General features: G+C 61.4%; 9 protein-coding genes, 1 pseudogene and 1 riboswitch. Of the genes and pseudogenes, 2 read left to right on the top strand and 8 right to left on the bottom strand.

Annotated features, from left to right (window positions below; translation table 11 throughout):
* The 8 genes from JJ869_RS19120 to JJ869_RS19085 all read right to left on the bottom strand — a co-directional run.
* A partial coding sequence (locus tag JJ869_RS19120) for a penicillin-binding protein activator (protein WP_292269606.1) occupies positions 1–645 on the bottom strand: 645 nt, incomplete at its 3' end.
* 42 nt (positions 646–687) lie between these two features.
* Positions 688–1,467, bottom strand: a complete 780-nt coding sequence (gene benD, locus JJ869_RS19115; protein ID WP_292269605.1) for a benzoate diol dehydrogenase BenD — start codon at positions 1,465–1,467, stop codon at positions 688–690.
* Positions 1,464–2,486 carry a benzoate 1,2-dioxygenase electron transfer component BenC gene (gene benC / locus JJ869_RS19110; protein ID WP_292269603.1) on the bottom strand — a complete coding sequence of 341 codons (1,023 nt, stop codon included), beginning with the start codon at positions 2,484–2,486 and terminating at the stop codon, positions 1,464–1,466. Before benC ends, benD begins: the two co-directional genes overlap by 4 nt.
* Positions 2,487–2,558: 72 nt before the next feature.
* Complete coding sequence (benB, locus tag JJ869_RS19105) at positions 2,559–3,086, bottom strand: benzoate 1,2-dioxygenase small subunit (protein WP_292269600.1); 528 nt, start codon at positions 3,084–3,086, stop codon at positions 2,559–2,561.
* A gap of 12 nt (positions 3,087–3,098) precedes the next feature.
* Complete coding sequence (gene benA / locus JJ869_RS19100; protein WP_292269598.1) at positions 3,099–4,487, bottom strand: benzoate 1,2-dioxygenase large subunit; 1,389 nt, start codon at positions 4,485–4,487, stop codon at positions 3,099–3,101.
* 69 nt (positions 4,488–4,556) lie between these two features.
* A complete protein-coding gene (locus JJ869_RS19095; protein WP_292269597.1) occupies positions 4,557–5,705 on the bottom strand; it encodes a muconate/chloromuconate family cycloisomerase in 1,149 nt (382 codons plus the stop codon).
* Positions 5,706–5,881: 176 nt separating this feature from the next.
* Positions 5,882–7,165, bottom strand: coding sequence for a D-amino acid dehydrogenase (locus JJ869_RS19090; protein WP_292269596.1), 1,284 nt, complete (start codon positions 7,163–7,165; stop codon positions 5,882–5,884).
* Positions 7,166–7,264: 99 nt separating this feature from the next.
* A riboswitch (glycine riboswitch) is annotated at positions 7,265–7,350 on the bottom strand.
* Between the two features lie 48 nt (positions 7,351–7,398).
* A complete protein-coding gene (locus JJ869_RS19085; RefSeq protein WP_292269594.1) occupies positions 7,399–7,881 on the bottom strand; it encodes a MarR family winged helix-turn-helix transcriptional regulator in 483 nt (160 codons plus the stop codon).
* A gap of 153 nt (positions 7,882–8,034) precedes the next feature.
* Between JJ869_RS19085 and JJ869_RS19080 the strand changes: the two genes are divergently transcribed.
* Positions 8,035–9,225: an amidohydrolase gene (locus JJ869_RS19080; protein ID WP_292269591.1), complete on the top strand. Its 1,191-nt coding sequence runs from the start codon at positions 8,035–8,037 to the stop codon at positions 9,223–9,225.
* Between the two features lie 28 nt (positions 9,226–9,253).
* Positions 9,254–9,878 (top strand): annotated as a pseudogene (locus tag JJ869_RS19075) (ABC transporter substrate-binding protein); the annotation flags it as partial.

Genomic DNA, 9,878 nt, shown 5'->3' with positions numbered 1-9,878 from the left:
ATCCGCGCCGCTCGCCTTGGCCTGCGCCAGATAGGGGCCGAAATCCTGCGTCTTCTGGAACGGCGTGAATTCCTGACCGACGATTTCGCCCCCTGCGGCGGTGAAGGTCTCGGCGAAGGCGTCGATCATCTGGCGACCGGCGGCATAGTCGGGTGCCAGAGTGAACACCTTCTTGATGCCCTGTTCGGCCATCCAAGTGCCCATCGGACGGTTCACCTGACCGTTCGAGAAGGACATGCGCGTGATGAAGGGCGAACAGGCGGCACCGGTGGCCTCGTCATTGCCTGCGTTGGCGACGACCAGCGGCACACCTGCGCCGTGGACCATGTCGCGCACGGCGCCCAGAACGCCAGAGCTTACGATGCCGACCATGACATCGACCTTGTCCTGCAGGATCAGCTTTTTTGCCTTGCCCAGTGCGACGGGCGGTTTCACCTCGGTGTCTTCGCGGACAATGTCGAAGGTGACATCGGTTTCACCACCGAATTCCTTCAGGCCAAGGTTGAACCCGGTTTCGATTTCGTTGCCCAGCGAAGCATAAACGCCCGAGAACGGGAGCAGCAGGCCGACTTTGACGTCTTCGGCTGCGGCAGGCATGGCGAAGCTGGTGGCGAGCCCGAGGGCCGCCAGGATTGCGCGTTTCATTGTGATATTCCTCCAGTTGTGTTGCAGACCCCTCCTCAGGGCCTATCCAAGATCGCCCCCACCGACCGGCACAGTCACACCGGTGATGTAGGAGGCATCGTCCGACGCAAGAAACAGGATGGGTCCTGCCTGCTCGTCGAGCGTTCCGTATCGTTTCATGAACGAGGACTGGATCGTCTGATCGACGATGGTCTTGTACCAATCTTCGCGTTGTTCCTCGGCCGCATTGGGGTTGCGCGGCACGACGCGCGGTGGGGCTTCGGTGCCACCCGGAGCCGTGGCAACCACTCGAATTCCGCGTTCTGCAATTTCCCAGGCAAGACTTGCCGTGATCGCATTCACGCCGCCCTTGGCCGCCGCATAGGGCACGCGGTTGAGGCCGCGTGTCGCGATGGACGACACGTTCACGATCACACCGCTTTCGCGCGGCAACATCCGTTCGATCGCAGCCCGACAGCAGTAGAGCGTCGGGAAGAGCGACCGGCGCACCTCGGCGTCGATCTGCTGCGGTTCGTAATGTTCGAACGGTTTGGCCCAGATCGTGCCGCCCACGTTGTTGATCAGGATGTCGATGCGGCCCCAAAGATCGACCGCCTTCTGCATGGCCTTGTCGCAGCCCGCCCAGGTCTCAAGGTTGACCGAGATCGCGTCGGCCGTCCCACCCGCCGCACGGATCGCCTTCACGACCTCCTTGCGGGCGGGCGAGCGGTCGACGATCAGCACCTTGGCCCCGTCAGCAGCCGCGCGCTCGGCGACCCGGCGACCGATGCCTTGGGCGGCACCGGTCACGACCATGACTTTATCCTCGAACCGACGTGTCATGCCGCTTGGGCCTTTTCTTCGGTCGGGTTGAACTTCTCGTAGTGGAAGGCCGCAGGCTCCACGCCCAGCTTGCCGAAATGCGCGCGAACGGCGTCTACCATCGGGGGCGGGCCACACAGGTAAACGTCGCAAGCACCGTCGTTCAGGTCTTCGCCGGTGACATGATCGGTGACAAAGCCCTTGCGCTCATGCGCGTCCTCTTCTGCGGCAAGGATCGTGATGACCGTGATATTGCCGATCTTTTCGGCCAGCGCGTTCACGCGGTCCAGTTCCACAAGGTCGGCTGCGCGGGTCACGGCGTAGTAGAGCGTGATCGGATGATCCGATCCCTGCTCGGCCACCTGCTCCAGCATAGACAGGAACGGCGCGAGGCCCGTACCACCGGCCAGCCAAAGTTGCGGGCGCTCGATGGGTCGCAGGTAGAACGCACCCATCGGGCCGGTCAGGGTCACCGCATCGCCCGGCTGAGCGCGGTCGCTCAGGTAGGTGCTCATCACGCCCCCCGCCAGGTTGCGGATGAGAAAGGTCGCCTCGTCGGCACCGGGCGCGGACGAGAAGGAATAAGAACGGTGCGAACCGGTGCCGGGAACGGTGACGTTCACATACTGCCCGGGCAGGAAGCCCATCGGCTTGGCGAGTTTGACGCGCAGGCCGAAAGACGTCTCGGATAGGCGATCCACGCCCAGCACTTCGCCCTCGACCGCTTCGGGGGCCGTCTTGCAGACAGCCGACGATGCCGGAACCCGCAGAACGCAGTCGCTTTCGGGGATCATCTGGCAGGTGAGGACATAGCCTGCTTCGGCCTCCTCATCGCTCATGGACTCGTCCATGTAGAATTCCAGCTCGTATTCGCCCTTTTCGGCAAAGCACTTGCAGGTGCCGCAGACGCCATCGCGGCAATCCATCGGCAGGTTGATCTTCTGGCGGAAGGCGGCGTCCGTCACCTTCTCGTCGTCATCGCACTGGATGACGCGGGTGACGCCATCTTCGAAATTCAGGGCAACGTTGTAGGTCGTCATGGCATGCTCCTCCCTTGGCCGCGCACCAGAGGCGGTGCGCGGAGGTCTTTAAGGTCCCGAATTTGACGGGGATCAGATGTGGTAGACGTCGATCACGTGGTGGATGTGATCGTTCTTCAAAACCACCTTCTTGTTGGTGATCAGCGGCTTCGGACCACTGGTGTCGATCGTGTAGAACGATGTGCCCCAGTGCTGGTCCGTCTTGGAATAGCGATAGCTCAGCGTCTGCCAGTTGAAGCGCAGCGTGATCTCGCTGCCTTCGCGGCTCAGGATTTCGATCCCCGACAGGTAGTGGTTGGTCCGCGGTTCCGGCAGCGACGTGGCCGAGGACCGGTCAGTCTTGATACGGAACACGCGGTCCTCGATGCCCTGCTTGTTTGGGTAGAACATCAAGGACATCTCGTTCTGCGGGTCTTCGGTCAGGGTGTCATAGTCATCCCAGGCCGGCATCCAGAACGGGCAGTCCTTGTGGTAGAATGTCAGCCAGGTGTCCCAATCACGGTCGTCCAGAGCACGGGCTTCGGCGAAAAGAAACGCCTGGATCTCGTCGTAGCTCAGATCAGCGGCAGCTGTCGGGCGTTCAAGTGTTGCGATGGTCATTGTCGTTCCTCCTCATTCGGCCGCGACGGCCGCGCCCGGCGCGGTTTCGCGTTCCTTGGCGATGGCAGCGCCCATACGCTCGGACCAGTTGCTGTGCTGGATGACGAACAGGCCTTCATCTTCGGTGCGGGCACCCGACAGGATCGGGTTGATCCCCAGCGCCTTGGCGTCTTCATCGGGACCTTCGATCCACTGGGTTGCGCCACGGGTCAGGTCGTTCCACTTGGCGTGGGCAGCCCCGGCATAGCCGCGCTGCGTTGCCCGGAATTCCTCGGTGTCGTCGGGCGTCGCCATGCCCGAGGCGTTGAAGAAATCCTCGTACTGGCGGATGCGACGGGTACGCGCTTCCTGGCTCTCGCCTTTGGGGGCGATGCAGTAGATCGTCACTTCAGTCTGATCGACGCTGATCGGACGGAACACGCGGATCTGGCTCGAGAACTGGTCCATCAGGAACACGTTCGGGTAGAGGCAGAGGTTGCGCAGGACACCCACCATCCATTCGGCTTTCGTCTTGCCGTACTGTTCGGTCCATTCCGCAAGGCGCGGATAGTTCGGGCGGTTGGTCGGATCGGCCCATTCCGTCCAGAGCAGGATGTGACCGTTCTCGTACGCGTGGAACCCTCCGCGCTGCTTGGCCCATTTGCTGGCATCGGTTGCCTTGATCTGGTCTTCCTTGCCATCGTCGGTGCGGTGCGCCGTGGTAGCAACGTAGTTCCAGTGTACGGCAGACACGTGATAGCCGTCTGCGCCGTTCTCGGCCTGAAGCTTCCAGTTGCCGTCGTAAGTGTAGGTGGATGAGCCGCGCAGCACTTCCAGACCTTCGTCGGCCTGATCGACGATCATGTCGATCATCTTGCGCGCTTCGCCAAGGTACTCTTCCAGCGGCTTCACATCCGCATTGAGCGAGCCGAAGAGGAAGCCCCGGTAATTCTCGAACCGCGCGACCTTGGTCAGGTCATGGCTGCCATCCTGATTGAACTGCTCGGGATAACCTGCGCCATTGGGGTCCTTGACCTTGAGCAGTTTGCCGGTGTTCGAGAAGGTCCAGCCGTGGAACGGGCAGGTAAAGGTCTTCTGGTTGCGGCGCTTGAAGCGGCAGAGCTGCGCGCCCCGGTGCGAACAGGCGTTGACCAGAGCGTTCAGGTTGCCGTCCTTGTCGCGGGTGATGACGACGGGCGTGCGGCCCATGGTCAACGTGAAGTAATCGCCCGGCTCCGGGATCTGGCTTTCATGCGCCATGTAGATCCAGTTGCCTTCGAAGATGTGCTTGATCTCAAGCTCGAACAGCTCTTCGTCGGTAAATATGTCCCGGCGGCAGCGGAACACGCCGTTTTCCGGGTCGTCCTGGATCGCGCCGTCAAGGCGGGCCTCGAATTCATCGAGATTGGATTGGGTGAACATCTGTCGTTCTCCTCCTGACTGCCGCGACGCCTCCTGCGTCCCGGCTGGGTTTGATGTCGTGCCGCGGGCTTATTCGCCTGCGACGGCTTGGATGGTCCGTCCGCCATCGCGGCGGAAGAATGCGATCTTGTCTGGGTCGAGCGCGGCACCGATGCCTGCTCCTGTGGGGATCTCGACGCAGAAGTCGCGATAGGTGATCGGCTCTGCGAGGATGTCCTCGGTGAGCAGCAGCGGCCCGAAGAGTTCAGTGCCCCAGCTCAGGTGTTCCGTGGTCGCGAAAAGTTGCAGCGCGGCGGAGGTGCCCAGCCCGGTCTCCAGCATGGTGCCCCCATAGAGGCCAAGACCTGCGGCTTGCCCGATGGCGACCACTTCGGAGGCCCGCTTGAGGCCACCTGATTGCGCCACTTTCACGGCGAACACATCGGCGGCGTTTGCAGTGACGACAGCCAATGCATCTTCGGGGCCGTTCAGCGCCTCGTCCGCCATCACGGCGATCTCATAGCCGCTGGCCAGTTCCGCCATTGCCCGGCGATAACGCGCAGGCACCGGTTGTTCGACCAGTTCGCACCCTGCGTCCTGAAGCCCTTTCAGACCCCAACGAGCATCCTGCAAAGACCACGCGGTGTTCACATCGACCCGCACGCTGGCAGCATCGCCAACAGCCTGCTTGATCCGCGCCACATGGGCCACGTCTTCGCGCACCGACCGCTTGCCAATCTTCAGTTTGAAGATGTTGTGGCGGCGCGTTTCGATCATCTGGTGCGCCTCGGCGATGTCGGTTTCCGAGTTGCCCGAGGCCAGCGTCCACGCCACCGGCAGACGCGCATGGACCGCACCGCCGAAAAGCTGCGCGACAGACACGCCAAGGCGCTTGCCCAGACCATCCCAAAGCGCGATTTCGACGGCGGTCTTGGCGATACGGTTCGCCTTGACCAGCTTGTCGATCAACTGGATGGCCCCGTTCACGTTGTCCGCGTCACGCCCGATCAGGGCAGGCGCGATATAGGTGTCGATGGCCGACTTGATGCCTTCGGGGCTTTCAGGACCATAGCTCAGACCGCCGATCGTGGTGCCTTCGCCGATGCCCTCGGAGCCGTCCGAGAAGCGAACGACGACGAGGACAGCCGTTTGCGTCCGCATCGTCGCCATGGACAGCACATGTCCCCGGATGGTCGGGATGTCGAGGATCATGGTCTCGATCTGGTCGATCTTGGTCACGGGAGAGTTCCACATCTTGTCGTTTCGTTGAGATGCAGATTGCTCATGCGGGCCGGTTTCTGTCGATGATGGTCCGGATCTTGGGTGATACCCTGACGTGGTATCATCGGGGCCTCACAGACAGAAAAAGGCGCCGCGAGATGCGACGCCTTTTTACCAAACGGTCAAATTTGAACTTAGGCTGCTTTTGCCCTGCGCACTTCGGACGTCTTGCTCACCTGACGCCCGGAGTGGCCGTTGATCACTTTAGAGGCGGCCACCATTTCGCTTACCATCTCGGCCGTCACGGCCGACAGTGTCCAACCCAGGTGCCCATGCCCGGTGTTGTAGTACACCCGGTCGCGCACCCCCTGCCCCACCTTTGGCATCATGTTCGGCATCATCGGGCGCAGCCCCGCCCATGGGATCGCGTGTTCTGTACTGACACCGGGGAAGAACCGTTCGCACCATTTGACCAGCGGACGGATACGATCATCGCGGATATCGAGGTTGTAGCCGTTGAACTCCGCCGTCCCTGCAATGCGGAACCGGTCTTTGCCCAGGCGGCTGGTCACCACCTTGGCTTCATCGTCCAGCAGACTGATCCAAGGCGCTGCGCGCTGGCTTTCCTCGTCATCCAGACGGACGGTGATCGAATAGCCTTTGACCGGATAGACATTCACCCGGTCCCCGAGTTGCGCACCGATCCTGCGGCTTTCCACCCCGGCACAAACGACAATCGCGTCAAAGGCTTCGGTCTGGCTTTCATTGTTGCGGCTCCAGGTGATACGGACGCCGTTGTCATCAACATCAATCGCATCGACATCGGTGCCGAACCGCAGGGCCGCGCCACCGGCTTCGATAGATTTGGCGAGGCCCGTCGTATAGCGGTGAATGTCGCCGGTGAAATCGCTTTCGGTGTAGTAGCCGCCATAGAAATCGCCCCTCAGTGCAGGTTCGATCTGGCGGACCTCTTCCGGTGCAACAGCGCGACGGTCCAATCCACCCTCGGCGAGCAGCTTGTTCACCTCGGTCGCGTGGTCGAACTCGGCCTTGTTGGTGTAGATGTGCAGGATGCCGCGGTCTTCGCAGTCGAAGTCGAATCCGTGCCGTTCCGCCTTTTCGCGCAAAAGCCCTCGCGCGGCGATGGCCATGCGTGTGGTCTCAATGGTATTCGCCCGGTATTGCGGGATCGACGCCACGAATTCGGCCATCCAACTGTATTTGTGCCAGCTTGGCTTGGGATTGACGAGCAAGGGCGCGCCGCGCGTCATCATCCACTTCATGCCTTTGAACACGGTTGACCAGCGGTTCCACGTTTCGGCATTCGAGGCGGACAACTGCCCGCCATTGGCGAAGGAGGTCTGCATCGCGGCATAGCGGTTGCGGTCGAACAGCGTCACATCATAGCCCCGGTCCATGAGGCTGGATGCGGTTGTCACGCCGGTGATCCCGGCGCCGATTACGGCAAGTCTGGTCATGGTGTCCTCCCGCGACCCAAGGTTTCGTCCTGCCGGATGACAGGTCCAATCCCCTCTGTCGCGGGTCGCGAACAGGGTCGCGGCACGCTTCAGACGCCCGTGCCGGTCACAGTCCTTTTGCCTGAGAGGTTCCGGGGGGTTGCTCCTTCGGCGCCGATGCGATCGGCCTCTCCTGTGTCAGCTTGGTAGGCGGTGTCAGGTAAGTCGGATTATAATCTCAAGTCAAGACTATTTTAGACTGATGCTTTATCGGCTTCCTGAGCGAGAGCCTGACTATACTCTTCCGACGTGACCCAATGGCCCAGACGTTCGAGAATCTCGTTCAAGGCCCGCAGCTCCTGCGCGGACAGCGGATCGGTCAGAATGACCTCCAGCCGGTCAGAAAGACGCCGCGCCACCTGCCGCACCTCTTTGCCCTTTGCAGTTGTCGAAAGCAGGAACACCCGCGCATCCTCGGTCGAGTTTTCGCGGGTGATCAGCTCTGACCCGATCAGGTTCTGAAGGATTCGCGAGGTCAAACTCCGTTCAAAACCTGTTATTTTCGCGATTTCTGCAAAGGTGGTGCCCGGGGTGTCGTCGATCAGGCGCAGCACGCGCAGGTCGCGGATATGGCAGCCAGTCTCTTTAAAGAAGATCGCATCATTGGCCGTGATCGCCTGCTGGGCCACGATGTTCAGTTTGTAGGTCAACCGCTCGTTCTTGAAGGGTTTGTCCATCCGCGCCTCGCTGTTTCCCGTCTGGTCGATACCGAAAAGGTATCACCTATTACCCAAATCCAAGCACGAAATAGTCTTAACAAACAACTATTCCGGGGTACAAGCATCAACATCAGATAATCTCAACTTGCAACTAAATGGGGCGACTCACGGATGTTTACCAAATGGTACAGTTCGCAGAAGGCGACCTCTCATGACTGGTTGCACACCCTGCATCGCCACCCGGAAACCGGGTTCGAGGAAATTCGCACCGCCGCCTTTGTTGCAGAGCGCCTGACCGAGTTCGGCTACGACGTGACAACTGCGATCGGTGGAACAGGCTTGGTTGGCACGCTCCATGGTTCCAAGGCGTCGCGGAACGCGCTGGGCCGCATTGTTGCCTTTCGGGCGGAACTGGACGCGCTGCCCATGCAAGAGGCGGCCAAGCTGGATTATGCCTCGACAGACCCGGCACGGTTTCACGGCTGCGGACACGACGGGCACATGGTCACCGCCCTGACCGCCGCAGCCTATCTGGCCAAGCACCGCGATTTCGACGGCACAGTCCGGTTCATCTTTCAGCCTGCAGAAGAGCTGCTGACAGGAGCCCGCGCGATGATCACCGATGGCCTCTTCGACCGCTTCCCCTGCGACGAGATTTACGCGCTGCACAATTCGCCCGACCTGCCTGCCGGGCAGGTTGGAGTCCCAACCACCGCCGCGCTGTCATCCGCCGACAATATTGACATCACCATCCGCGCCAACGGGGCGCATGGCTCCATGCCGCATACGGGCGAGGATGCTATCGCCGCTGCCGCGCACCTGATCACATCGGTGCAACAGGCCGCCACACGGTTGATCGATGCACGCGCCGCTGGGGTGATCTCTTTTGGCCTCCTGCACGGCGGAACAGCGCGGAACATCCTGCCCGATACCGTACGGATTGAGGGCACGATGCGTACGACTTCGGAAACGGTGCGCAACCGTCTGGCGGACATGCTGCAAGACGCCGTGCGCGCAACTGAACTGCTGTTCGGAGTGCTGATCGAGATCGGCATCGAAACCGTCACCCCTGTCACCACCAACAACCCGACTTGTGTTGCCGCCGCCGTGTCTGCCGCAACACGGGTGGTCGGTGCCGATCGCGTGACCGAGAACGCCCGCAGCCTGATGGCGTCCGAGGATTTCGCGGAACTCTCGGCTCGCGTGCCGGGCGCCTATTTCTTTATCGGGCAGTCCGGCCCTGCCCCGCACCATCCCGAATTCGTCTTCGATACGGACATCATTCCGGTCGGAGCCGCCATCTTTGCCGATCTGGCAAAGCACCGCACGAGCGTTTCGCTCAACTCTCACCACCTGACCTGACACAGACATCATCCAAGGGAGGATACCCATGTCGCTCTGTTCCACTACCCTGCTGAAAGGCGCCGTTGCCGCCAGCGCCCTCATCGCCGCCTCGGCCCAAATCGCCAGCGCCGAAATGCTGACCATGTCGTCCTGGGTGCCGCCGACCCATTTCGTGCACACCGATTTCCTTGTGCCCTTCACCGAAAAAGTTGCCGAAGTGACCGAAGGTCGTGTGACCGTGACGATCCTGCCCGCCCCTCTCGCGAGCCCGCCCCAGCACTGGGAACTGGCGCGCAATGGCGTGGCCGACATCACGTGGGGCAACTTCACCTACGAGCCCGAGCGCTTCGTTTCGCTGTGGTTTGCGGAATTCCCGAACGCGGGCACCAATGCCGAAGCGCAAAGCCGCGCGCTGTGGCAGACGTTTGACGCCTATCTTGCTGACAATGCCGCGTTTGACGGTCTGAAGATGCTGGGCGTCGGCATGTTTGGCGGTGGCCAGTTGCACCACGGAACCAAAGCCGTGACCACGCCCGAGGACATGGCGAACACCAAGTTCCGTATGGGTGGCCCGATCCAGGAAAAACTGTTGACCGCGCTGGGTGCGGTTCCGGTCGCCGCTCCGGCCACCAAAGCTTACGAAATGCTGGAAAGCGGCGTCATCGACGGGT

The sequence above is a fragment of the Marivita sp. genome, assembly GCF_017643905.1.
Lineage (GTDB): Bacteria > Pseudomonadota > Alphaproteobacteria > Rhodobacterales > Rhodobacteraceae > Marivita.
This window is presented reverse-complemented; position numbering and strand designations above follow the sequence as displayed.

Excerpts from the sequence above, each read along its gene's own strand:
- benD (WP_292269605.1), bottom strand. The coding sequence starts at position 1,467 with ATGACACGTCGGTTCGAGGATAAAGTCATGGTCGTGACCGGTGCCGCC.
- benC (WP_292269603.1), bottom strand. The coding sequence starts at position 2,486 with ATGACGACCTACAACGTTGCCCTGAATTTCGAAGATGGCGTCACCCGC.
- benB (WP_292269600.1), bottom strand. The coding sequence starts at position 3,086 with ATGACCATCGCAACACTTGAACGCCCGACAGCTGCCGCTGATCTGAGC.
- benA (WP_292269598.1), bottom strand. The coding sequence starts at position 4,487 with ATGTTCACCCAATCCAATCTCGATGAATTCGAGGCCCGCCTTGACGGC.
- JJ869_RS19090 (WP_292269596.1), bottom strand. The coding sequence starts at position 7,165 with ATGACCAGACTTGCCGTAATCGGCGCCGGGATCACCGGCGTGACAACC.
- JJ869_RS19085 (WP_292269594.1), bottom strand. The coding sequence starts at position 7,881 with ATGGACAAACCCTTCAAGAACGAGCGGTTGACCTACAAACTGAACATC.
- JJ869_RS19080 (WP_292269591.1), top strand. The coding sequence starts at position 8,035 with ATGTTTACCAAATGGTACAGTTCGCAGAAGGCGACCTCTCATGACTGG.